Annotated in this window: 17 protein-coding genes; 16 read left to right on the plus strand and 1 reads right to left on the minus strand. The window is 63.0% G+C overall.

Translation table 11 applies throughout. From position 1 onward, the window contains the following. Positions 1–151: 151 nt before the first annotated feature. Positions 152–7315 (plus strand): S8 family serine peptidase, encoded by a 7164-nt coding sequence (locus AC0L7P_RS18330; protein WP_473435605.1) that lies wholly within the window; start codon positions 152–154, stop codon positions 7313–7315. Between the two features lie 97 nt (positions 7316–7412). Here AC0L7P_RS18330 and AC0L7P_RS18335 read toward each other — a convergent pair whose 3' ends face one another. Beyond that, positions 7413–8588, minus strand: a complete 1176-nt coding sequence (locus AC0L7P_RS18335) for a nucleotide sugar dehydrogenase (protein WP_473435606.1) — start codon at positions 8586–8588, stop codon at positions 7413–7415. A gap of 235 nt (positions 8589–8823) precedes the next feature. Here AC0L7P_RS18335 and galE point away from each other — a divergent pair, with 235 nt between their 5' ends. From galE to AC0L7P_RS18410, 15 genes are all read left to right on the plus strand, one after another. Further along, positions 8824–9750: a UDP-glucose 4-epimerase GalE gene (gene galE, locus AC0L7P_RS18340; RefSeq protein ID WP_473435607.1), complete on the plus strand. Its 927-nt coding sequence runs from the start codon at positions 8824–8826 to the stop codon at positions 9748–9750. Next, positions 9747–10169, plus strand: coding sequence for a hypothetical protein (locus AC0L7P_RS18345; RefSeq protein WP_473435608.1), 423 nt, complete (start codon positions 9747–9749; stop codon positions 10167–10169). Before galE ends, AC0L7P_RS18345 begins: the two co-directional genes overlap by 4 nt. Further along, complete coding sequence (locus tag AC0L7P_RS18350; RefSeq protein ID WP_473435609.1) at positions 10135–10395, plus strand: hypothetical protein; 261 nt, start codon at positions 10135–10137, stop codon at positions 10393–10395. The genes AC0L7P_RS18345 and AC0L7P_RS18350 overlap by 35 nt, the downstream gene beginning before the upstream one ends. Continuing rightward, positions 10344–11135: a hypothetical protein gene (locus AC0L7P_RS18355; protein WP_473435610.1), complete on the plus strand. Its 792-nt coding sequence runs from the start codon at positions 10344–10346 to the stop codon at positions 11133–11135. Before AC0L7P_RS18350 ends, AC0L7P_RS18355 begins: the two co-directional genes overlap by 52 nt. Beyond that, positions 11072–11587, plus strand: a complete 516-nt coding sequence (locus AC0L7P_RS18360) for a glycosyltransferase family 10 domain-containing protein (protein WP_473435611.1) — start codon at positions 11072–11074, stop codon at positions 11585–11587. Before AC0L7P_RS18355 ends, AC0L7P_RS18360 begins: the two co-directional genes overlap by 64 nt. A 142-nt stretch (positions 11588–11729) precedes the next feature. Next, positions 11730–14222, plus strand: coding sequence for an exostosin domain-containing protein (locus AC0L7P_RS18365; protein WP_473435612.1), 2493 nt, complete (start codon positions 11730–11732; stop codon positions 14220–14222). 214 nt (positions 14223–14436) lie between these two features. Continuing rightward, positions 14437–14961, plus strand: coding sequence for a hypothetical protein (locus AC0L7P_RS18370; protein WP_473435613.1), 525 nt, complete (start codon positions 14437–14439; stop codon positions 14959–14961). Beyond that, entirely contained in the window at positions 14958–16856 is a 1899-nt protein-coding gene (locus AC0L7P_RS18375; RefSeq protein ID WP_473435614.1) for a calcium-binding protein, read from the plus strand. Before AC0L7P_RS18370 ends, AC0L7P_RS18375 begins: the two co-directional genes overlap by 4 nt. Positions 16857–17097: 241 nt before the next feature. Then, positions 17098–17388, plus strand: coding sequence for a hypothetical protein (locus AC0L7P_RS18380; RefSeq protein ID WP_473435615.1), 291 nt, complete (start codon positions 17098–17100; stop codon positions 17386–17388). Next, positions 17373–18707: a glycosyltransferase family protein gene (locus tag AC0L7P_RS18385; RefSeq protein WP_473435616.1), complete on the plus strand. Its 1335-nt coding sequence runs from the start codon at positions 17373–17375 to the stop codon at positions 18705–18707. Before AC0L7P_RS18380 ends, AC0L7P_RS18385 begins: the two co-directional genes overlap by 16 nt. Then, complete coding sequence (locus AC0L7P_RS18390; RefSeq protein WP_473435617.1) at positions 18626–21709, plus strand: glycosyltransferase 61 family protein; 3084 nt, start codon at positions 18626–18628, stop codon at positions 21707–21709. Before AC0L7P_RS18385 ends, AC0L7P_RS18390 begins: the two co-directional genes overlap by 82 nt. Before the next feature lie 266 nt (positions 21710–21975). Next, entirely contained in the window at positions 21976–23412 is a 1437-nt protein-coding gene (locus tag AC0L7P_RS18395; RefSeq protein ID WP_473435618.1) for a transposase, read from the plus strand. After that, positions 23402–23623, plus strand: coding sequence for a hypothetical protein (locus tag AC0L7P_RS18400; protein WP_473435619.1), 222 nt, complete (start codon positions 23402–23404; stop codon positions 23621–23623). The genes AC0L7P_RS18395 and AC0L7P_RS18400 overlap by 11 nt, the downstream gene beginning before the upstream one ends. Then, positions 23614–24555: a TniB family NTP-binding protein gene (locus AC0L7P_RS18405; RefSeq protein WP_473435620.1), complete on the plus strand. Its 942-nt coding sequence runs from the start codon at positions 23614–23616 to the stop codon at positions 24553–24555. Before AC0L7P_RS18400 ends, AC0L7P_RS18405 begins: the two co-directional genes overlap by 10 nt. After that, complete coding sequence (locus tag AC0L7P_RS18410; RefSeq protein WP_473435621.1) at positions 24552–25598, plus strand: TniQ family protein; 1047 nt, start codon at positions 24552–24554, stop codon at positions 25596–25598. The genes AC0L7P_RS18405 and AC0L7P_RS18410 overlap by 4 nt, the downstream gene beginning before the upstream one ends. The last annotated feature ends 57 nt before the right edge of the window (positions 25599–25655 follow it).

The following is a 25655-nucleotide window of genomic DNA, read 5'->3' on the forward strand; positions in this document are numbered from 1 at the left end:
TACCCCCCGGGATGTGACAATTTTGTCAAAGATGCGGTCCCGACGGGGCGCATTTCATACCTTTTCCAACTTTTCAAATTTTCACCCAATATAAACCTCAATGGGGAATACAGCTAAAACAGCTATTGTAATTTTGGGCGGGGACCGCGTTTTGCCATCACGTTTTATACCGACAGATTCACTTTACACGTTTCAAACCCATTACGATTATCTCGGGCAAAGTTTCGGTTTGAGCCGCGAAGGGATCGAACGGATCTGGGCGGATTACACCGGTGCCGGTGTGAATGTTGGTATTTTCGACACGGCCATCGACCCGCTGAATCCCGAATGGGACGACCGCTTTAACCTTGATGCCCGGATTGAGGTGGAAACCTCCTGGGGTGCGGTTTACGAGGTCTCGAACGTCAACCGGGTGGAAAACCACGGGATCGGTGTTACCGGTCTGATCGCGGCAGGCGCGAACGGTACGGGCACGGTCGGCCTTGCCTTTGACGCGACAATATCGTCGGCGGATGTCTATGCCGATTATGATCTGAGCCTGTTCCCCGCCTTTGCCACGTTCGAAAACAAGGTCGACGCGCCGCTGATGTCGCAGATCATGGCCGCCTACAAGGATTTCGACGTTACCAATGCCAGTTGGCACAACGATTCCCTCTATAATCAGATACTGGCCAACGGCACTGAAATGGCCGCGCAACTGGATGCGATCAGCACCGCCGCGGCCGAGGGGCGCGATGGCCGGGGCACGATCATGGTCATGGCTGCGGGCAACGATTTCGACGATGTCTATTACGATGACAACGGCACCGCCCGCCGCATCTATCTGGAGGACGAAGGACAGCTGCGCGGCACCGAAATTCCCATTGATTTCCTGCGCTCGGGGCTGGTGGACGACGCCACGGGCGCCCCCCGCGTCACCGTCGAGGAAATCGCGGCAGGCCATCTGACCCCCGCAGAAGCCAGCGCCGGCACCGACCGCCGTGTTGCGGCCCGCGAAACTGTTGTGGTGGGTGGATATACCCAGCGGATCGAGCTTTCCGACGGCACGTTCCACGAAAGCCAGACTGTTCCCTTTGCATCGCGCGGCACCGCTCTTTTGCTGTCATCGCTGACCCGCATCAACCAGCCGCTGACCGATGTTCTGTCTGACAACCAGCTCTATCCCGAACTTGGGGACAACCCCGCGCTGTTCGGCTCTCATCTTCTGGATCTGGGCGATGGTATCGTGACCACCGGTGTTGCCTCCGAAGTGGGGTATGGCTGGGATGACGGGCTGCGCACCTATCCCGGATCAACCAATCAGTTCGGCGGCACCTCGGCGGCAACGCCCCAGGTCAGCGGCGCCGTGGCCCTGATGCTGGACAGCAACGAAGACCTGGGCTGGCGCGACGTGCAGAATATCCTCGCGGTGTCGTCCCATCACGTGGGGTCGCCGATTTCCGGCCCCGCCACAGGGTATGACAGCGAACGGTTCGAGTGGGTGATCAACGGCGCCGACAACTGGAACAACGGCGGGATGCATTATTCCGGCGATTACGGCTATGGCGCCCTTGATGTCTTTGCCGCCGTGCGCATGGCCGAAGTCTGGACATTGTTCGGCCCCGCCCAGGTGTCGGACAACGAAAAATCGGCAAGTGCCGAATCCACCGGCAATCAGGTTATCCTTGGGGGCGGGTCCGCCACGCCGATCACCACCAGCCGCCAAATCGACATGTCAGGCGCCGACCTGGAGGCGGAATATGTTGATATCACCCTGGCGCTGATCCACCCGGATTTTGCCCGCCTCGATATCTTCATCGTGTCGCCCTCGGGCACGCGCGTGGCGTTGCACGATGTATCGGCCAGCAACTTTGCCCATTCCGATGTTTCAACCGCCGGTCTGACCTGGACCTTCCCCGCCAACAGTTTCCGGGGCGAAGACCCCAACGGCACCTGGACACTGGAGGTGGTGAACAGGAGCAATGAAGCAGGCAAACTGGTGAAGGTGGCGATCGACGTCTACGGCAGCGAGGCCGACAATAACGACGTTTACCACTTCACCAATGAGATATTCTCGGATCAGTTCAGCAATCGTCTGGGGCGGGATATCGTTGATTCCGATGGCGGAACCGACTGGATCAACCTTGCCGCCGTCACCGGTGATGTCACCGTCGATCTGGCCCGTGGCGGTGCGCTGACCCGCAGTGAGGGCGGAACAGACACGACCTTTGCGCGCATCGGGGCCACATCGGATATCGAAAATGTCGCCACGGGCGACGGCGATGATCAGTTGACCGGCACCGGGGCGGACAATTCGCTGTTCGCCGGGCGGGGCGATGACACCCTGTCGGGGCTGGACGGCGATGACACCCTGGAAGGTGGCGCCGGGGCCGACAGCCTGATCGGCGGCGGCGGCAATGATGCAGCGGCCTATACCCTGTCACGGGCGGCTGTGCAGGTGAACCTTGCCACCGGCACCGCCACCGGGGGCGCGGCTGCGGGTGACACCCTGCGCAGCATCGAAAGCCTGATCGGGTCGGACCAAGGTGATGTGCTTGCCGGGTCGGACGGGGCCAACACGCTTTCGGGTGGCGCGGGCGACGATACGCTGTCGGGTGGCGGCGGGGCTGACCGGCTGCTGGGCGAGGATGGCGACGATGTTCTGATCGGCGATACCACCTCGGCCCTGATGGACGGGGGCGCGGGCGACGATCTGGTGGATTTCAGCACCACATCCGGCCCGGTCAACGTCAACCTGAATGATGCACGCTTTGCCAACATCGAGGGCGTTCTGGGCACCTCGGGCAATGACATGCTGCGCGGCGATTCCGGCGATACCACCCTGATCGGCGGTGCCGGGGGCGATGCGCTGAATGGCGGTGGCGGCAGCAACACCGCATCCTATCGCACGGCCACCTCGGGGGTGACGGTTAATCTGTTCAACGTCGGGGACAACACCGGCGATGCGGCGGGCGATACCTATGCCAATATTTCCAACATCGAAGGATCGGCCCACGACGACGAAATCACTGGCAACGACAGCGCCAACCGCCTGTCGGGCGGCGCGGGGGATGACCTTCTGGATGCCAACGGCGGCAATGATACTCTGATCGGCGGTGCGGGGGCCGACCGTCTGTTCGGCGGCACCGGCAACAACACCGTCGATTACAGCGGCTCGGGTGATGGGGTAAACGCAGATCTTGATGCCGGAACCGGCAGCGGTGGCGATGCCCAGGGTGATTTCTATCAGAACATCCAGAACGTCACCGGCAGCGACAACGACGACACCCTGGGCGGCACCGGTCAGGCCAACCGGCTGACCGGCGGGGATGGTGACGATATCCTTGACGGGCGCGGCGGCAACGACACCCTTTCGGGCGATGCGGGCAATGATCTGTTGACCGGGGGCACGGGCACCGACCGGCTGATCGGCGGCGATGGCAACGATACCCTGAACGGCGCTGAGGGGGCCGATGCGCTTTATGGGGGCGCCGGGGACGATCTGCTGTTGATCGGCGGCGCGACGGCGGTGATCGACGGGGGCACCGGCAACAACACGGTCAGCTTTGCCCTTGCGGGCGGGGGCGTAAATGTCGCCCTGGCAAGCCGGACAGATTTCACCGGCATCCAGAACCTTGCCGGAACCATGTTCGACGACACCCTGACCGGCGACGCGGGCAACAACATTCTGGAAGGCGGCAGCGGCGCCGATCTTCTGACCGGCGGGGCGGGCAATGATTTCGCCGCCTATACCGGATCACAGGTGGGCGTGAACATCAGCCTGCTGACCGGCACGATCGAGGGCGGTGACGCCACCGGCGACACCCTGCGCGGCATCGAAAGCCTGATCGGATCGGACCACGCCGACACGCTTCAGGGCGACGGGGATGACAACATCCTTTACGGTGGCGCGGGCAACGATCTGTTTCTTGGCACCACGGGCAACGACGTGCTTTATGGCGGCGCCGGGCGCGATACTGTCACCTATGCCGGCGCCACGGCACCGGTGGAAATCACCCTTGGGGCCTGGCGGCAAAAGGATGACCCGGATTCGCCCACAGCCGTGGCCGAGGGCCATGTTCTGCTGGAGATTGAAAATGTCATCGGCACGGATCACAACGACACCCTGACCGGCGGGCGCGAGGATAACGAACTTTTCGGCGGGGCGGGCGATGACCTGCTGACCGGGGATGATTTCGGCGGGTTCGGCAATGACACCCTGCACGGGGGCACCGGCAATGACGAACTCAAGGGCCACCTGGGCGACGACGTGCTTTATGGTGACGAGGGTAACGACAGCCTGACCGGATCCGAGGGCAGTGATACGCTCTATGGCGGCGCCGGGGTTGATTATCTGACCGGCGGGGACGGCGCCGACGATCTGAACGGCGGCGACGACGCGGACCAGCTCTTTGGACAAGAGGGCGACGATACGTTGCACGGCGATGGCGGCAATGACGAACTCAACGGCGAACTCGGCGATGATACGCTCTATGGCGGCACCGGTGCCGATACCCTGCTGGGCGACGAGGGCGACGATTTCCTGTATGGCGACGGCGGCAATGACGAACTTTATGGCAGCAACGGCACCGACCAATTGTTTGGTGGCGCGGGCAATGATCTGCTCGAAGGCGAGAACGACGACGACAGCCTGACCGGAGGAGAGGGCAACGACACCCTGAACGGCGGGGCGGGCGATGATTCTCTGGTTGGCGATGCGGGTGACGACCTGCTGAGCAGCGCCATGGGCCGCAATACCCTGATCGGCGGGGCGGGCGATGACACGCTGTTTGGCGGCGCTGGCGCTGATCTTCTCGACGGGGGCAGCGGCGACAACATGCTTTCGGCGGGGGCCGGCAATGACACCCTGCTGGGCGGCATCGGCAACGACAGCATGAGCGGCGACGAAGGCAACGACACCCTGGAGGGCGGCGCGGGCAATGACACCCTGATCGGCAGCGCCGGGCGCGACAGCCTGATGGGCGAAGACGGCAATGATGTGATCTATGGCGGTGATGGTGCCGACATGTTGCTGGGCGCTGCGGGCAATGATCTGCTCAATGGCGGCGCGGGCAACGACACCCTTCGCGGCGACGTGGGCGACGACACCCTTGCCACCGGCGGCGGCAACGATGTTCTGGATGCCGGGGCGGGCGATGACTCTCTGGTAGGTGGTGACGATTACAGTCTGCTGCTTGGCCGCGATGGCGATGACAGCGTTTCCGGCGGCGCAGGCGGCGAGCTGATCTATGTCGAATCCGGCAACGATCAGGTCAACGGCGGTGGCGGCGACGACAGCATTTATGGGGGGTATGGCAACGATCTTCTGGTTGGGGGGGCTGGCAACGATTACCTCACCGGACAGGGCGACGGCCTGAACCGGCTTTTCGGGGGCACGGGCCGCGACACATTGATCGGCAGCGGCGGCAATGATGAATTGTTCGGCGACGACGATGCCGACACCCTTGTCGGGGCCGCGGGCGATGACACCCTGAATGGCGGCGCGGGCAACGATAAAATCTATGCCGGCACCGGCAATGACACCATCATCGGCGGCGACGGCAACGATTATGCCGAGGCTTATGTTGGCGCCAACCTGCTCCGGGCGGGTGGGGGCAATGACACCTTCCAGGGCGGCGCCGGGTCCGACAGCATCTATGGAGAGGACGGCAATGACCGGCTGAACGGCTGGGGCGGCAACGACCTGATCAATGGCGGCGCGGGCGCCGACACCCTGCGCGGCGGGGCGGGCAGCGATACCATCGCGGGTGGCGCGGGCGACGATTATATCGTCGGCCAGGGCGGCGGCCTGAACATGCTGTACGGCGAGGGCGGCAACGACACGCTGACCGGCGATGGCACCGCAGATGTGATCTATGGCAACGACGACGACGATGTGCTGGTCGGCGGTGGCGGCGATGACCTGCTGAATGGCGGCGCGGGCACCGACAAGATCTATGCCGGAACCGGCAATGACACCATCATCGGCGGCGACGGCAATGATTATGCCACCGCTTACGTTGGCACCAACCTGATGAATGCCGGCGCGGGCAACGACATTTTCCATGGGGGTTCAGGGGCTGACAGCATCTATGGCGAGGCGGGCAATGACCGGCTGACCGGCTGGGGCGGCAACGATCTTATCAATGGCGGCGATGGCGCCGACACCCTGCGCGGCGGCGCGGGCAGCGATACCATCGCGGGCGGCGCGGGTGATGATTATATCGCCGGAGAGGGTGGTGCCCCGAACATGCTTTATGGCGAGGCGGGCAACGACACGGTCGTCGGCGGCAGCGCCGCGGACGAGATCTTTGGCCACGACGATGATGATGTTCTGATCGGCGCCGCGGGCAATGACACCCTGAACGGCGGGGCCGGCAACGATAAAATCTATGCCGGGGCGGGAAATGACGCCATCATCGGCGGCGATGGCAACGATTACGCCGAAGCTTACGCCGGCACCAACACCCTTTACGGCGGGCTGGGCAGCGACACGCTGCATGGCGGCAGCGGCAATGACATGATCTATGGCAATGAGGGTGGCGACCGGCTGACCGGTGGCGCCGGCAATGATGTTCTGAATGGCGCCGAAGGCAACGACACGATGTTCGGCGGGGCCGGCAGCGACACCCTCGCCGGGGGGGTCGGCAATGATTACATCGACGGTGGCGGCACTGTCGCCAACATCCTTTATGGCCAGGAGGGCAACGACACGCTGATCGGCGGCGCGGGCGATGATACCCTGCTGGGCGGTGATGACAATGATGTGCTGGGCGGTGGCGCGGGCAATGACCTGATCAATGGCGCCGACGGCAACGACCGGCTTTATTCCGGCGGGGGAAACGACACATTGGTCGCTGGTAACGGTGACGATTACCTTGAAGGGTACAGCGGCCAGAACGTGTTTTATGCCGGGGCCGGGAATGACACCATGATCGGCGGCAGCGGCAATGATCTGTTGTTTGCCGACATCGGCAACAACCGCATTCACGGCGGGGCGGGCGACGATACGATCAGCGCGGGCCCCGGCAAGGACATCCTGACCGGCGATGCCGGGGCCGATGTCTTTGTCTTTGAAATGCCCAGCCGCATCGGCTTTGGTCAGGACCGTGATATCATCACCGATTTCACCAGCGGCGAAGATGTGATCGACCTGCGCGAATTCGACACCTCCTTTAACGGCACCGCCGGGTTGGCCGGAGGGGGCGCCGCCTCGTTCTATTTCAATGCCGCAAACGGGCTTTTGATTGGCGATGTCACCGGCAACGGCGGCCCCGACTGGGTGCTGCAACTGGATGGTGTCACCACATTGCAGGCGGGTGATTTCCTGCTTTAAGGCGAAACGCTATAAGGCGTGATCCCAGGATGACCCTGCACCCCGCAACCGGGCGCAGGGCCGTCAACCGGCCATTTTCCCCCGACCGGCGGCACCTTCAATCGCCGCCGAACAGATCGCGGGTGAACACCTTGTCGGCCACATCGGCCAGATCCCCGGTGCTGCGGTTGGCGACGATGACATCGGATTGCGCCTTGAAATCAGCCAGATCGCGCAGCAGGCGCGAGCCGAAGAATTCATCCTCGGTCATTGTCGGTTCATAGACGACAACCTCGATCCCCTTGGCCTTGATCCGCTTCATGATCCCCTGAATCGAGCTTTGGCGGAAATTATCCGACCCCGCCTTCATCACCAGCCGGTAAATCCCCACCCGGCGCGGTTTACGCGCCAGAATCTGATCGGCGATAAAATCCTTGCGGGTGCGGTTGGCATCGACGATGGCGCGGATCAGGTTCTGGGGCACCTCGGAATAATTGGCCAGCAATTGTTTGGAATCCTTGGGCAGGCAATATCCGCCATAGCCAAAAGACGGATTGTTGTAATAGGTGCCGATCCGCGGATCCAGCCCCACCCCTTCGATGATCTGGCGCGATTGCAATCCACCGGCCAGGGCGTAACTGTCAAGTTCGTTGAAAAAGGCCACCCGCATGGCAAGATAGGTATTGGCGAACAGCTTGATCGCCTCGGCCTCGGACGGGTCGGTAAACAGAACCGGCACATCTTTGGCAAGGGCCGCCTCGCGCAGAAGGCCGGCAAAAACCCCGGCCCGTTCCGAGCGTTCGCCCACGACAATGCGCGATGGATAAAGGTTGTCATGCAGGGCCTGCCCCTCGCGCAGGAATTCCGGGCTGAAGATGATCCGATCACTGTTCAGCCGCGCCGACAGATCACGGGTGAACCCCACGGGCACCGTCGATTTGATCACGATGGTGGCGGCGGGGGCGATTTTCAGCACCTCCTGCACCACGGTTTCAACGCTGGAGGTGTCAAAGACATTGGTGTGGGGATCATAATTGGTGGGGGTGGCGACGATCACGAAATCCGCATCCTGAAAGGCGACATGGGGGTCGGTGGTCGCGCTTAGATCAAGGGGGTGTCCGGCGAGGTAGCGCGCCAGTTCCGGGTCGATGATCGGGCATTTGCGATCATTCAGCATGGCCACGCGCCCGGCATCAATATCCAATGCGCGCACCCGGTTGCCCCCTGCCAGAAGAACACTGTTCGAAAGCCCGACATACCCGATGCCCGCAACGGCGATTTTCTGTCCTGGCATGGTCTTCTCCGATCCTGTTTTCCATGGAATAGGCCCTGATTTTCGGAATGTATATGAAGGCTGTTTCATCTTCCCCTTGTTTGGCCCCTTGTCCGGAAGGGGTGATCCGGGCCAAAAGAACGGGAAATTCAGTTAAACCGTCTGGCCCGGGCCGGGGCGGATCGAGAGGGTTCATCGTGCAACATGTTCTGGTGACGGGGGGGCCGGGTATATCGGCGCCCATGCCTGCAAGGTCTTGCGCGCCGCCGGGTTCGTGCCGGTGGTGTTTGACAACCTGTCAACCGGATGGGAAGGCGCCGTGCGGTTTGGCCCGCTGCACAAGGGTGATCTGATGGACCGCGCGTCCCTTGATGTGGCTTTTGCACAATGGAACCCCGTGGCGGTGATGCATTTCGCGGCCCTGTCTTTGGTGGGGGAAAGTGCCCGTGATCCGGGGCTTTACTGGCGGGTGAATGTAAACGGCGCGCTGAACCTGTTCGAGGCGGCGGTGGCGGCGGGGTGCAAAAACGTGGTGTTTTCCTCGACCTGCGCGACCTATGGCGATCAGGATCAGGTGATCCTTGATGAGGACACGCCCCAGCGGCCGGTGAATGCCTATGGCGCCTCGAAACTGGCGATCGAGGAAATGTTGCGCAATTTCGGCACGGCCCATGGGCTTAATCATGTGATTTTCCGCTATTTCAATGTGGCCGGCGCCGACCCCGAGGCCGAGCTGGGCGAACAGCACAGCGCCGAAACCCACCTTGTGCCGCTGATGCTGGATGCGGTGGCGGGCAAGCGGCCCGGGCTGACGGTGTTCGGCACCGATTACCCCACCCGCGACGGCACCTGTATCCGTGATTACGTGCATGTGATGGATCTGGCCGAGGCCCATGTTCTGGGGCTGCGGCGGCTGCTGGATGGGCAGGGCGACGGTGTGTTCTGTCTTGGAACCGGAACCGGGTTCACGGTGCGCGAGGTGATTGAACATTCCCGCGTGGTGACCAACCGTGAAGTGCCGGTCACCATGGGCGCACGGCGCGCCGGGGATGCGGCGGCGCTGGTGTGCGGATCACAACGCGCGCAGACCGACCTGGGCTGGCAGCCCACACGGTCGACCATGGCACAGATGATCGGCGATGCCTGGCGGTGGCATCAGGGGCCGGGATTTCCCCAAGCATGACAATGCAAAGGTCGGACAATGCCGCGACACCCGGGTGCCTCGTGGCGTCCCATGGCTGGCGCGACCAAGACCATCTTGAGCGCGCGGCGCGGGACCAGATGCGCGCCTTCGGCCCGCAAACCCGTGGCAGGGTGGTTTTTGTGGCCTTTCCCTGGTCGGCCCTGATCGACAGTCTGGCCGATCCTTCGCCAGCCTTGCAGGCCGCAGACCTGCGCCGCGCCCTGCGCGCCTTGTGCGCGGGTATCGCGCCGGGTGCAACGGCCCTTACGGTCTGTCAGCACCCAGACCTGCGCGATCATTTCACCCTGCTGGCAAAGGCAGGCATCACCGATCTGTTCTGGACCCATGCCACCCCTGACGACATTGAACAGGCCGGGAAAGGGGGTGCGGATACACCCCTTTCCTGCCCTGCCCAATGAGGATGCTCCGGGCGTTGCGGGCGAAGGCCCCGGCGGGGCATTTGCCTTTTGCCCTGCCGTGAATGGTGGCAATACCCCACAGCTTTGGGCGGCGATCGCGGCGGGGCTGATCCCGGTGATCCCCCTTGCCCGCGCCGCCCTGCCCGGCCTGCCGGCCCTGTGGCGCGGGGGGCGGTGTTTCATGATGACCAGCCCCAGGACCGGGCGGCCCTGCCCGCCCGTCTGAGCGCGATTGCCGCTGATCCCGAACAGATGCAGGCCATGGGCGACGCCCTGCGCCAGCTCGGGCTGCTTTATGAAGCGGGGCGGTCAACCTATGGGGTGATCCTGCGGATGGTCGGGCTAAGCCGCCCGCCTGTGCGCCTGCCGGTGCCGGGGCTGGCAACCGCACAGGGACCGGCGATCTTTTTTCTGGGGCCGCGCGGGCAGCGCACCCCGCTCAGCTATGCGCCCCTGCGCCGCATCGCCGGGGCGCGGATGCGCCAGGTGGATCAGCCGGAAAAGGCCGATCTGATCCTGACCGGCTGGAACCGCGATCTTGAGGAAAACCGCGACCTTCTGCGCGACACATTGGCCGCCCGCCCCACCACGAAAATCGCCGTTATTTCCGAAGAACCGCTGTGGGACAGCCTGTGGAGCGGCGGTTTTACCGCGCGCGACCGCAGCCTTGCCGCGGGGGATGTTGAAATTCCCTATCGGTTTCTCAACCATGCCAATTCCGGCATTTTCGATTTTCGCCGCATCCCTTATTTCCTGCTGACCAGCGATACCTTTGCCGCCCGGTATGCCACGCTGATCGCCGGGTTTGCGGCGCTGGAGCCTGCCGCCCTGTTGGCCCATTGGCGCGCCGCCCCCTGCAATGCGCGTTTTTCTGCGAACAGCGCGAAACATCCGAATATGCCGTGCATTTCCCCGAACAGGGCCTTTACAGCCTCAGCCTTTATCGCAGCCGCATTGCCGGGCTGATCCCCGAAGGGCGCGTTCTGCGCATGGGGCAGGGATGGGCCGGAACGCCGCAGCGCCGCCAAAGCCTGCCTGATTGGCATCTGGATAAACTGGCGCGTCTGCACGGGCGGCTGCGGGTCTGCGGCGCCCAGGAAAACACGCTTTTGCGGGATTACATCACCGAAAAGGCATTCGATGCCTTTGCCGTGGGGGCCGTTCCGGCGGTGGTGGCCGGGGCCGGGCACCGGCTTTATGATCTGATTGCACCGGACGCGATGCTGGACACCGCCGGTTTCGCCCCCGATCTGGCCGCCGCCCGGATCGCGGCCTTTGCCCCCGACATCATAACCGCCAAAGCCTGGCTGGCCAGCGCCGCGCAGCTTGTGGGCCTGTTTCGCGATACCGGGGCCCTGGTCGCGGAACGCCAGCGCGTTGTCGATGCAACCCTTGATGAAATCGCCGCGTTTTTATGATCTGCTGACCGACACGTCCGGCCCATGGGACACCGGCATAAATGCGTTGCGGGACGGGACCAGAACCGCGACAAGACCATGAGACACTATCGTCTGCATATTGCCGCTTTATATTGAAATCTGGTTTGCTTGTGGATTTGGAATGACCAAGGTAACCGGCCATACCGCCGTTGATCGCTCAAACCCCGGGTTCGCCGATATCACCCCGCTGATTGCACGGGGGCCGGGCTGGATTGCGCTGGATGGCGATTGGCAATTTCCGGCCATCACCGAGAAACACGCCTTTCACCGCATGCGTGACAGTCTCGGATCAGCCCCGCCGAATGTGCTCTATGTGGCGTATCCCTGGGCGACCCTGATCGACAAACTGGGCAATAATACCGCTGATCGCGAAATCTATCATGACCGGTTCGAGCAATTCTGCGCCCGCCTGCCGCATGATATACCAAAAGTGACGGTCTGCCAGCATATCCACGGGCGGATCTATCTGGATCTGTTCCGCAAGGCTGGCATCCGCGATGTGTTCTGGGCCCATGCCACCCAGGATGACCTTGCCAGTCCCGGGACAGCAGACACCGGTCCACGCTTTCACCCTTTCCCTCTCTATCCTGTGCAAGTGGTCAAGGCCCTGCCCGAGGCGGGGCAGGAATTTGATGCCACGAAACGACGGCATCTTTTCTCTTTTATCGGGGCACGGGCCAATAAATATTACCTGACCGAAGCGCGAAACTGGGTGCTGGATCTTCTGGCGAATGACAAACGCGGGTTGGTGGTGGGGCGCGACAGTTGGCACTATCAAAAGGTGGTCTATGATCTTCAGATACGTGGCACCACAGCGGGGGACGCCACCGGGCTTGAGGATCAATCAGCAGCAGATCAATTCCGCGCCCAGCTTTTGAACACGACATTTTCACTCTGCCCGGCCGGATCAGGACCGAATTCAATCCGCCTGTGGGAATCTATCGGGGCCGGGGCGATTCCGGTGATTTTGGCCGATACCTGGGCCGCGCCGGGGGATCGGCGGCTTTGGGAAATGGCCGCCGTCTTTTGCCGGGAAACGCCAGAAGCCATCAGGGCGCTGCCTGACCGGCTGGCTGAAATCGCCGCCGATCCGGCCCGACTTGCGAAGATGCGCCATGGTATGCGGCAGCTTTGGCTGCTTTATGGCCCACAGGGTTTTGTCACCGATGTGCAGAGGATGATGCTGGCGTCCGCCGGCACCACAGGAAAGGCCACGGGGGGCGATAATTTCTGGAGGGATTTGGCGAAAGGCGTTGACGGGCGGGATCCCCGAACCCCCAGCACCCTGTTGCTGCGCAGCTGTGCCAGCGCGCTGTTGCTGCACCCGCAACAGACATTGCAGCAGCTGAACGCAAATCCGCAGATTGCGCAAAACGTGCAGACGGCGCGCGGGGCGCTTGCCAGGGATTGTTCATTGGGCGCGCATTTCGATGCCGTTCTGGCACATGCCCGCAAATCCGCATCGAAAAACCCCATCCCGGCCCCGGCCATCGGAACCGGCGCAGTTCCCCGGGTTCATGCTCTGGGGCGGCACGCAAACCGCACTCCCCTGGGCCATGATCCGATCCGTGATGTCGTGGCCGACAGCATCGACTGGGTGTCAGAGCCGGACAAGGCTGATGTGCTTTTGACCGGTTGCACTATCGACCTGAAGGAAAGGGCGCGGATCCTGGGCCCGTTGGTGACAGGGAAAAACCCTCCGCAGGTCATCGTGATGCCGGAAAAGCCCCTGTGGGACATTGCCGGGAGCGGGCCTTTCCCCGGCCGTAAGGGATCGGTCATCGCCGACGATATGGAAATTCCCTATCACTTTTTCGGGTACGAAACGTCGCGGATCTATGCCTTTGACAAGGTTCCTTATTTCGCACTGACAAATGACACCTGCGCCGTGCGCTACAGCGCCCTGTGCGCGCGGTTCAAGGGCATGACCGCCGGGGCCCTGCTGGAGCGGTGGCAAAAGGCCGCGATAGGTGCGGCATTCTTCGCGGAACGGTGCAACGAAAAGGCCTGTGAAAAAGGCTTTCCTGACCGCGATATCGCGGGATTGGGCGCCTATCGCCGCGAAGTGGCCGAACGCAGCACCGGTGATGACGTGCTGCGGATCGGCAGGGACGGGGGCCTGCCTGACCGGCATTTGGACAGGCTGGCACAGCTTGATGGGCGGGTCCGGATTGTCGGCGCATATGAAAGTACTCATCACCATGGGTTTATCTCGGAAAAAATCTTTGACGCCTTCGCCGTTGGGGGCATTCCCGCCTATTGGGCCAGCCCTGAACACCGCGTTTTTGACCTGATCCCGGAGGGTGCGATGCTGAACACCCACCCCTTGAGCGCGGCAGATGCGGCAGCCAAAATCGCTATGTTCAACCCCGATCCGGCAATGGCAGAAGCATGGCTGTCCAGCTGCGCCAGTCTGGCCCGTCTCTTTTGTGACATCAACGCAATTCACGCCGCGCGCGCGCGTGGCCAAAGCCGCCCTGGCCGACGTGTTGAGCGTGATCTGAAACACCCATCACCGCCTGAAATCAGGGATTTCAACCCATTGGGTGATGGTGAATGCTGCAGGTATCGCGAGAAGGGCTGTCGCAATCGTATCTCTGCGCCGGGCCTGTGACCGGGGGTGGCCATCATGCGCCACAGGCCCCTGTCGTGACATGCCGGTCGGGGCCGTTCCGCTTGCGCCATCCGGCATGGAACACCTCGCACCTGCTCCGAACTTTCGTGACCGCCGCCCTTTGTAAATCATGGAAATATTTGGCGGGGCTATTGAAAAACATCCCCATACCCTCAACAATATCCCGACATCGCGTTCAACCGGAGTTATTTCAATGCTGCTTATCAAATATAACGGCCCTTATGATCCAATTGATTACGGGTTTTACAACGAGTTCACCCAGGATTTCGACGTCGATGTTATTTCCGCCACGTCCACCAAGATCGTGATCGAAAATCCCAGCACCGGCGCCATGACCGAAATCAACGGGTTCGGCCTGCCGCTCAACCCCGAGGTCAGCCTTTCGGGAACAGTGACCGGTTTCAGCACCTATGACCCCGCCGGCAACCTGATCACATCCTTCAGCGGCGTTTCCTGGGGTTTTGCGACGCTCATTGACGCCATGGATGAGCTTTTGGGCTACGACAATGATCGACCCTTCAACGCCCTGGTCGACAGTCAGCCCATTACCCTTGATCTGAGCGATGCCGTCGGCGGGTTCGATCTGTCGGATTCCTTTGACGAATACACCCGCGGCATGACGATCATCGGCTCTGATTTCGGCGATACCCTGCAAGGGGGCTGGGCGACGACACGATCAACCCCGGCACCACCATCAATGATGAAGGGCGCGATGTGATCGATGTCTCGGGGGGCAATGACACCATCATCCTTTCGGATGTCGTGCCGTTCTTTGGCAGTGTCGAATTGGTTTATGAACCGCATTCTGATGCGTTTGACCCGCGGCCTTATTCGATTTCCGTTGCCATCGACGGCACCGCCAATACCGGCAGCATCGCATTAAATTTCGTGAATGGTGGCGGTAAGGTCGATACCCTGATTGATCCGGCCAATGCGCTGAACTGGGATACCGACGGTTTCGGGCTCTGGGGGTCGGACCTTGGCGATACGTTCACCATCGACGGCGGCGCCGATAGCTGGATCGCGATCCAGGGCGGCGAGGGGGCCGATTCCTATGATCTGACCCTGTCGGGCATCGTGCGCCTGTCATTCCGCTGGTCATGGTATGACGGTGCCACCGAAGGGGCGCAGGTGAACCTTGCCAATGGCGTGATCGCCAATGATGGCTTTGGCAATGCCGAAACCATCACCCTGACGCCGGGCGCCGGGCTGATCGAACTCATGGGCACCGCCTTTGCCGATAACTTTGTCGGAACCGCAGGCGCGGACCGGTTCATCCTGAACGGCGGCGACGATACCGTGGATGGCGGCGCCGGATTTGATACCGTGCGCTATAACCGCAGCGAATATTCAAACGGCGTGACCGTCGATCTGGCCGCCGGCACCGCCACCGGCACCTGGAAGGGCGTCGCGTTCACCGACAGCCTGACCAGCATCGAAAACATCCGTGGCTCGGACTTCACCGATCATATCAGCGGCAGCAGCGGCAATGATTTTCTTGATGGCTGGGGCGGCAATGACACCGTGCTTGGCTATGGCGGTGACGACATCCTTTATGGCGACATCGGCGACGATCTTTTGGGCGGCGGTGCCGGCAACGATCAGCTGTTTGGCGAATTCGGCAACAACACGATCTATGGCGGGGCGGGCAACGACAGCGTTGATGGCGGTTCCGGCAACGAGGTGATCGTGGGCGGTGGCGCTGGCACCAACCTGCTGCTGGGCAACGGCGGCAATGATACGATCACCGCCGGGGCAGGCGGTGATCTGGCCGGAGGCGGCGCCGATAACGATTTCGTCTATGGCGGCGCGGGCAATGACACGCTTTATGGTGGCACGGGCAACGATCTGGTTGCCGGAGGGTCGGGCAACGACCGGGTTTTCGGTGAAGAGGGCAACGACACTCTTTATCTTGGCCTTGGCACTGATTTCGCCGGGGGCGGCGCGGGCAATGACGCGATCATTGGCGGCGCGGGCAACAACACCATCTATGGGGGTCTGGGCAACGACAGTGTTCAGGGTGGCACGGGCCGCGATGTGATTGTCGGCGGTGGCGACGGTGTTAACCGGCTGTTTGGCAACGGCGGCAATGATGTGATCACCGCAGGGGCCGGCGATGACCTTCTGGCCGGGGGCGTGGGCAACGACCGGATCTTTGGCGGCGATGGCGACAACACGATCTATCTGGGCACCGGCAATGATTTCACCGGCGGCGGTGCGGGCAACGACGCGATCTTTGCCGGCGCGGGCAGCAACACCATCTATGGTGGCGCCGGCAACGACATGATCGTGGCGGGCAGCGGGCGCGATGTCATCGTTGGTGGACCGGGGGCGGATGTTTTCATCTTCAACAGCGCCGCTGATGCCGGAATCGGCGCCGGGCGCGATGTGATCACCGATTTTCAGGTCGGGGTTGACCATATCAACCTTTCCGCCCTGAACCTGAGCTTTGTCGGCGCGGGGCCCATCACCGGCGGATCGGCGCAACTGGCCTATATCGTGGGCGGGACAGCCGGGTATCTTGTGGGCGATGTTGACGGTGACGGCACCACAGATTTCGCCATCCAGCTGGCCGGCGCCCCGGCCCTGAGCGCGGGCGATCTGATCCTCTGACACCGGAGCCACCCCGGAAACGGGGTGGCCCATCTTTGCACAAGGCATATATCCTTGCCCAGGGCCGTGACGGTCATTGAAGCAGAAAGCGGTATATCTGTATGAGGTGCAGATATGGACGCGACCCTGCCATGCAAAAGGAAGCATATGCCCAAGCGCAAACGCCTGACCTCGTCTCGCTCTGACGCCCTGTCCGACGCGCGCGTGGTTTTTCACCACCTTCCGGTTTCGGGGCGGTAGGGTGACGGGTCTTGAACGGGATCGGCTGACATCCCCGAACCCGGCACAGCCGGGTGTGGCGCTGGAGCTTGAAGCCCTGCTCACGGCGGTGCGCGCCCGGGTTCATGCGGCCGTGGGCAAAGCCGGGTCAGACCTGCCCGGGATGGATGCGGCCTGTCGCGCGCTTTTGGCCAAGGCCCCCTTGCGCCTCTTGGCCGGAATGAAGACACATCGGCGCCGCCTGTCGACAACCTCTATATCGTTACCGAAATATACCCCGCCGGGGGTCACAGGCTGTTGCTGGAACAACTGATCCGCAGCCGCCCCCATGAACGCCACGCGGTGGTGTTTACCGGGCTTTTGCACCGCACCCGGAATTTCAGCATGGCGCGCATGGCCGATCTGGGCGTGCCGGCCGAAGCGCCCGACCCCTATGATATATTGTGGGACAAATGGATGTGGCTGCGCCATCGCGTGGCGGGCCATGGGGCAGGGCGCATCTTTCTGCTGCATCACCCCGAAGACGTTCTGGCCACCCTGGTGGCGCAGGAGCTTGAGCCACTCTATGGGCCGCGCCTGTTGCTGGTGCGCCATTCCGATACCGTGGCCAGTCTGGGCGCGGATCTGGACCGGGCCAGTCACCTTGTCATCCGCCCGGCGCAACAGGCGGCGCTGAGGGCGCAGCGGCCCGATCTGGCGGTGCATCTGCTGCCCTTGTGCTATGACCCCGACAGCCCGGCCCCCCGGATGGTGGCCGAAACGCCGCTGGTGTTTGCCCGCCAATCCTGCGCGGTGCCCCGGCGTCTGGCCCTGCGCCGCAAGGCTTACGGGGCGCTGCGCCAAAGCGTCTGGGCGGGCCGGCGGGCCAGATTTTCGGCCATGCACCGGATGGTGGCGCGCCGCACCCCCACAGCGCCCGCATCCGGCCCCCTGATAACCGCCACCTGCGGCACCGAGCACAAGTTTTCCCTCGACGGGCCGCTGGCCCTGCCTGTGGTTCTGGCCCGGTTGCTGCAATCGACAACCGGGCGGCATGTGCATATCGGCCCGGCCTCATCCCGGCTGCGGGCGGCCTGCCACGCCGCGCTGAAGGGGGCGGGGGTGAACCGCAACAGGCTGCGCTTTGCCGGTGAGGTGCCATCGGTGGCGGTGGCCCTGAAATGGTATCGCGTGGGGCTTTATCTGGGGTCTTTTCCGGTCAGCGGTGCCTTGTCCCGGGTCGAGGCGGCCTGGGCCGGGGTGCCGATTGCCGTGGTGACACCGCAAAACGGCGATATGCGCGCGGCCTATCTGACCGGCGCGGATTTCGTCCCGGACCTGGCCCTGTTCTGGGAAGATGCCGGGGATCTGATTCAACGCCTGAAGGGCGATATGACCCCCGAAAAGCGGGCAGAGCTGGGGCAGGCGGCGCGCGACTGGTATGACCGCGCCCTGTCGCCCCGGCGGTTTGCCGAGGCCCTTGCCGGGGTGATCGAAACGCTTGCGGCCACGCCCTTACCAGATTTCCCCCCACCCCTGCGCCCCCCGCCCCCGCAGCGCCCCTCATCGCGGTGGAGCAAGCCCCGCCCCCCTTCGTCACCGAAACCCGGCCCCTGCGCTTTGGCGCCACGTCATCGCAAACCCCGGTTCTGATCCATCCAGAAGAAACCGTCTTTGTCACCCGGCCCCGGGTCGTGTCGCGCGGTCATATCGCGCAAGAGGCGCAAACCTGGGAAACCCCGGCCGTTCATGCCGCCTGTTGGCAGGATGGCGTGGCCGTCGGCGGTGCCGACGGGTTGATCGACAATGGCGGCGCCTGGGTCGATCCGGGGCTGGAGGGGTTTGATCCTCAGCATATGCAGTTGCGCCGCCCCGGCCCGGTTGTGACCGTGACAGACGGACAAGTGACCCTGACGCGGCAGGACACAGGCGACAGGGCCGCCGCCCTGATCAACGCCTGTGGCTGTTACAGCCATAATTACTATCACTTCCTGCTGGAGGTGCTGCCCCGCGCCCTGGCCGCCGCCCGGATCGCCCCGCCCGAAACCCCAGTCCTGACCGAAAGCGACCTGCCCAATCAATGCTATCAGGCCCTGCGCCTGTTGTTGCCGCAGCATCCGATCCGCCCCATTGCCCGGGGGCACAGTGTCATGGTTGACCGGCTCTATTCCGCCGGGATGGGCACGATCGTGAACGATGTCATGCCCACGGCCGATCTGGGGGCAACCCGGGCGCTGCGCTATCACCCGGCCCTGATCCGCGATCTGGCAAGGCTGCGGGTGATCGCAAAAGACAGCCGCGCCCCGGAACGGCTGTTTCTCTGGCGCCGTTCCACCGGGCGCAAGCTGCGCAACGATGCCCGGTTGCGCGCCGTGCTTCAAAGCCGGGGGTTCGAGGTGATCGACACCTCGACATTGTCCCTGACCGATCAGGTGCGCCTGATGGGGAATGCGAAAATGATCGTCGCCCAAAGCGGCGCGCAACTGACCAATATCGCCTTTGCCCCGCCCGGATGTCAGATTTTCGCGCTGTTTTCCGATGCGCCGGGAATCAATTATCGGCTGTGGGCGGCGCTGGGGGGGATATTGGGCCATGATGTCATCAACATTGCCGGGCCGCTTGATCCCGGTGGGGCGGGGATACATGCCGATTTTTCCGTCCCCGAAGATCTGCTGCTGCCGCTGATTGACGCCAATGAACCGGGGCCGGTTCCCGCCTCAGCCACGCTTTGCCTGTCTGGTCTTTATGCTTTGACGCATTCAGCGGATGTTTTGACGGGGGCCTGGGCTGTTGTTGCTGGGGGGACGCCGGAGGGGTTTTCGGCGCGGCTTTCGGGGTTGCGGCGGGGGGCGGTTTTTGGGGTTTCGGAGGCATCTGAGGGGGCGCTTTCGGCGCTTTGGGATGAACGGTTTTTTAAGGATTACGGGCGTAATCTGCGGTCGGGCTATCTTGCCTTTGCAGGGTTTGACGACGCGGAACAGGCGCTTGCGGCACGGGTGCTTGCGCGGTTGCAGGCCCTGGCGACGGGCGAAACAGAGGAGCGTGACGACGACACGGATGAAGGGGGCGACGCGCGGCGCCTGTTGATGCTGGGGATGCTGCTGCTGGAAAACTGGCGCGTGCCCCTGCCGCGCGACCCGCTGGCGCTGCCCGGCGATGTGCTGGAACGCTGGCTGCATTGGGCGAGCCTGCCGCCGTTCCTGTACCGGGCGGGCGATGACGCGGGCTGGGTGGCCCATGTGGCGGCCCTGCTGAACTGGGTCGCCGATGGTCTGGACGCGACGCAGGGGGCCACCACGGGCGCGCAGGGGGAACTGCGCGCGCGGCTGCTGCGGCTGATTTCGGGGCTGGACCTGGGGCAGTTGTTGCTGGTGGATGTGCCGCTGAACGCCGTGCAGGGCGCGCGCAACCGGGTGTTGGACCACGTCGCCCTGCGCAGCGGCGCGCCCCGGGTGCAGATGCGCCCCGAGGCCCCCGTGTCAGGGGCGCCCGTGGCCCGGCGGCGGATCGGCATCCTGTGCCGGACCTTTGAAAAAGGCCCCGACAGCGAGGCGGTGGTCGCCTTTGTGCAGGGTCTGGATCCGGCCAGGTACGAGGTGTTCGCCTATTCCGTGGGGTTCCGCGACCGGGTGGTCAGCCGCGATCCGGCGTTCGATGCCCGGTTTGACAGCGTGATCGCGCACCGGCGCGACCTGCCCGGCGATCCGTCGGGCATAAGGGCGCGGATACTGGCCGACGATCTGGATGTCTTCGCCTATGCCAACGCCACGACCTATGGCATTCAGGCGATGGATCTGGCGCTGTTTCACCGGGTCGCGCCGGTGCAGGTGGTGCTGAATTCGCACCTGCCCATGGCCATGGGCTATCCGTCCTTCGATGCGGTGATTACGGGGCAAAGCGACGATCCGGCCCAAGAGGTGGCGCAGGCCCAGCATTCTGAACGCCTGTTGCGGGTGCCGGGGCCGGTGATTGCCTATCTCAACACCTTGCAGCCGCGCGAACGCCCGGCGCTGGACCGGGCGGCGCTGGGGCTGGCCGACAGCGATGTGGTGATGATGAACGCCGGGTCGTCGATGAAACTGCGCCACGACAGCCTGCGCGCGATGATGCAGGCGGTGGTGGATGTGCCGGATGGGGTGTTGTTGCTGGCGCCCTATAATCCGGGCTGGGCGGCGCGCAGCCTGGCGTTTGCGTTCAACGTGCAGGTGGCGCGCACCGCGGCCGAGGTGGGGCTGGACCCAAAACGCATCCGCATTCTGGGTGAGTTGAGCGTGGCCGAGGCCGAGGCGGCCCTGTCCTGCGCCGATGTTTACCTTAATCCGTTCCCCCATGGCGGCGCGACGATGACCCATCTGGCGCTGATTTACGGGGTGCCGCCGGTGACATTGCGCCGGAATTCGACCCGCTCGATCGATCAGTTTCTGGTGGCCTCGCTGGGCTTTGGCGAACTGCTGGCCAGCAGCGTCGAGGAATACATCGACCTGGCCCGCAGCCTTGGCCGTGATGCCCCCCGGCGCAAGTCCCTCGCCACCCGCCTGCGCAAGGCCGCAAGAACCCCCGTCTTCGTCGACAGCCCCGAACACGCCCAAAACATGCAATCCGCACTCGAAACCATCATGAAATGGAAAGACGAAGGGCAAATGCCCCGCCTGTAACCTCGGATTTTGTCGAAAGCCTGATAAGGCTCGCAGGGCCGGACCGGACGGTGCCCGCATCAGGGCCGAGGGGGCTGATCGCAAGCAGGTCCGACCATGAACCCAAAGCGTTGAAATCTCTGATGTCAGGCCGTGGTGGTGTTTCATGTCGTTCTTGTTTCATCGTTGGACTCTAAGTCATTGACTCTGGGAGATTCAAGTTCATGCTTCATTTGTGGATTCTAGGTGAATCGCTGGACTTTTGATACTGTTTTTATGGTTTGGCCATGATGAACAAATCTGACATTGTCGCGGCGGATGACGAGGCTTGGGAGCAAGCGGTCGCCCGGGAGGCGGTGGTCCGCCAACTTGCGGAACAACCTCGTATAGCCCGCGCCGAATTCCTTAAGGCTTGCCGCGAACTTGGGATCAGGAGATCCCGGCTGTACCAGTTGATCCAAGCCTACAGGACGCGCCCTCTCACCAGCTCGCTTCTGGCGTCCGGGGCTGGTGCTCGGGCCGGAGGCCGTCGTTTGCCGGAAGAGGTCGAAGCGGTGATTGCAGGGGCGATTGAAGACTTCTTCAAGTCGCCGCAGAAACCGAGCATCAACGCATTGCAAAAGGAAGTGCGCAGGCGCTGCAGACAGCGCGACCTGCGCGTGCCGTGCTGGACGACGCTGCGCGACCGTGTTGCGGCGATTGACCCTGCCGAACTGGTAGCCGCCCGTGAGGGGGCCAAGGCCGCCCGTAGCCGCTATCATCCTGTGCCCGGGACCTATCAGATCGAGCGGGCCTTCGAGGTCGTCCAGATTGATCACACGCTGGTGGATGTCATCGTTGTAGATCGGGTGTACCGACAGCCCTTGCAACGGCCCTGGCTGACGTTGGCCATCGATGTCGCCAGCCGTATGGTTGCAGGGATCTACCTGACGTTGGAGCCGCCTTCTGCCTTGTCTGTGTCTTTGGCTATCCAGCATTTGGTCCAGCCGAAACAGGATTGGTTGGACGGTTTGGGCATTGATGCAAGCTGGCCTGCGGCGGGTCTGCCCGAAACGATCCATGTCGATAATGCCAAGGAATTCCGCTCCAAGGCTATGAAGCGGGGTGCCGAGGAACATGGGATATCTCTTCAGTATCGACCGATCGGTGCGCCACATTATGGGGGTCATATCGAGCGGTTGATCGGGACGATGATGGGCGCCGTGCATCTGCTGCCCGGATCGACCTTCAGCAGCATCAAGGATCGCGGCGACTACGATTCAGTCGCGAATTCCGCGATGACGCTGGACGAGCTGGAGCGGTGGCTGGCGCTGGAAATCACCCGCTACCATGCCGAGCGGCACAGGTCCCTCGGCGTTCCGCCGATTGCGGCCTGGCACGAGGCCTATGGGCGGCGCGAGACGTCCCTGCGCCAGCCCTATGATCCTAAAGAGTTTCGGATCGATTTCCTGCCAAGTGCTGAACGCATGGTGCGGCGCGACGGCATCCACCTCTTCGGATTGCGCTACTGGGACGACATCCTGAGCCTCTGGGCCGGTCGGCAGGACCGGCAATTGCGCGTGTCCTACGATCCTCGCGACCTTTCGACGGTGTTCGTGCGAAGCCCTGACGGCCAACGCTATCCGGTGCGGTTCGCCGATTTGCGGCATCCACCGATCACTCTGGCAGAGCATCGCCGCGCGCAGACGCTGTTGCGCGAGCCGCGGGCGGTCATTGGAGGATGAAGAGCTGATATTTCAAGTGATCGAGGAACAGCGGGCCCTCGTCGATGCCGCTTCCGGCATGACGCGGGAGGCCCGGAGGAGCGCCGAACGGCGGGACCGGGCACTTGACGGTGCCGGGGATTACGAGATCGAGGACACGGCACCGGAGGCTGAGAAGAGCGAGAACGCGCTCAAGAACCACCCGGGGTTCGAGGTGGAGGAGTGGTCGTGAGCGAAGGTGAGCCGCTTGCGCATCTCGATCCGGCCTATCGGCGGTTTGCGCAGCTGTCGGATGAAGAACGGATCGCCTGGATCAGAGCCGACCGCTGGATCGGCTTCGATCAGGCCGGGGCGGCGCTGGCGCGGCTGGAAAACCTGCTCACCTATCCAGCCCGAGACCGGATGCCGTGCCTGTTGATTTATGGCGATACCGGCATGGGCAAGACCAAGATCGTGCGCAAGTTCGAACGCGATCACCCAGCCAAGTTCTGTCAGGTCACCGGAGTCGATCGTCGTCTTGTGGTGGTCACGCAGGTGCCGTCAGAGCCGATCGAGCGCGATCTCTACCGCGAGTTGCTGGCCAGCATGGGCGCGCCGGCATTGGCGGGCGGCACGCTCGCCCGCGAAAAGGATGTCTGCCGCTCGCTCTTGCGCACGGTCGGGGCGAAGATGATTATTCTCGACGAGGTGAACGGCATGCTGGCCGGGACGTACCGGCAGCAGCGCATCTTTCTCAACGCCATAAGGTTTCTGGCCAACGATTTGCGGATCCCGCTGGTTTGCGCCGGGACGGACCTGGCCCGCCAAGCCTTGCTGACCGATGCACAACTGGCCGAGCGGTTTGAGGCCTTCCACCTCAAGCCATGGAAGAACGATGCCGCTTTTGCCGGGCTTCTGAAAAGCTTCGAGCGCATCCTGCCGCTGCGCAAACCTTCCGATCTGATCAGCGCTGAAGCCAGAGCCCGGATCCACGCTCTGACGTCCGGCGTGACGGCGCGGATCTGCCGACTGATCGAGACGGCGGCGGAAGAGGCGGTGCGAACGGGCAAGGAGCGGCTCGATGCGGAGAGTTTTGGGAACGATCTGGTGTTGCCGCTGGTGTCGATGACGCAAACCCCGCGCAGCCGTTTGCGGCGCAAACAGCCGGTACCGATTTCGGGATGAAGGGCGCGCTTCGGCTGCCCGTCGCGCCCCGCCCAAATCGCGACGAACTGCTTTCATCGTGGATGACGCGGGTTGCCGGTCGCTATGGCCTCGAAGCTTCCACGTTGACAGCCTTTCTGGCGGGGCAGGGGAGGGCGTTCCGTCAGATCGACGACATCGCGCCTGATCCGTTCGTTCTCCGGCTTTGGGCAAGGGCCACAAGGGTCGACCCCGGGCGGCTCAGCCGGCTTTCCCTGACATCTCGGCATCCTGATCGCCTGTCGACATGGTTTCTGGAGAGGGCTGGAGTACCGGCCTGCCTCGGTTGTTTCGATGCCGACCACGCTACCGGGCGGAATTGCTACATGCGCGCAGACTGGAAGTTGGCCGAACATGTCGCCTGCCCGACCCACGGCGAGATGCTCCATGATCGCTGCCCTGCTTGCCGCGGCCATTTGCGGATTTCCTGTCAAATGCGCAACGGCCTGCAGCGTCCCTTCTGCAGCAGATGCGACGTCCAGCTCACCGGCAGGGTGGGGGAGGCAGCGGGTCTCGCGTCCGCAGAATTCACCGCGGTTGTTCTCGACCTACAACGTCAGGTGCGGAAGGTTGTCATAGGCGACGATGACCGTCTAACGCGCCTCGAATATGCGATCCGCACCTTGTGGGCGCCGCTCGATCGGGTGGATGCGGCCCGGCCCGTTCTTGCGCTCTGGTTCGATCAGCCGGGATGGAACTGTCCTTTGGAGGCGCGGGCGGTCGTGAGTTCGCAGGCACCGCTCCAGAATCTATCGGTGCGGTGGCGCGCCCTGACGCTGGTCATTCTGCACAATCTGTTCGGGGAAGGCCTCGGTTCGGACGCTGACATGCCCGAGGCAGCACACAGGCTGTTCCGCCGGGCCGCCCCGATACGGCCCCGGAGTCAGATGTCCGCGATCGGCAAAGAAAAGCACTCTGTTGACGGAGCGACAAAACGAGTCCAAAGATTGAGCATGAGCCCCGTCCACCGATTGAGTGGAAACTTCCTCGACGAGAGAGGTGATTTGGGGCGAATCCACCCATAAAACTAAAACGACATTTCAGGCTTTTTGCGAAAGCGTCTTGGCGTCCGATAATGAAAC

The sequence above is a fragment of the Oceaniglobus sp. K40-3 genome, assembly GCF_055808395.1.

What these genes read in the sequence shown, in the direction of transcription:
- AC0L7P_RS18335 (WP_473435606.1), bottom strand. Translation starts at nt 8,588, where the DNA reads ATGCCAGGACAGAAAATCGCCGTTGCGGGCATCGGGTATGTCGGGCTT.
- AC0L7P_RS18345 (WP_473435608.1), top strand. Translation starts at nt 9,747, where the DNA reads ATGACAATGCAAAGGTCGGACAATGCCGCGACACCCGGGTGCCTCGTG.
- AC0L7P_RS18365 (WP_473435612.1), top strand. Translation starts at nt 11,730, where the DNA reads ATGACCAAGGTAACCGGCCATACCGCCGTTGATCGCTCAAACCCCGGG.
- AC0L7P_RS18370 (WP_473435613.1), top strand. Translation starts at nt 14,437, where the DNA reads ATGCTGCTTATCAAATATAACGGCCCTTATGATCCAATTGATTACGGG.
- AC0L7P_RS18395 (WP_473435618.1), top strand. Translation starts at nt 21,976, where the DNA reads ATGATGAACAAATCTGACATTGTCGCGGCGGATGACGAGGCTTGGGAG.
- AC0L7P_RS18410 (WP_473435621.1), top strand. Translation starts at nt 24,552, where the DNA reads ATGAAGGGCGCGCTTCGGCTGCCCGTCGCGCCCCGCCCAAATCGCGAC.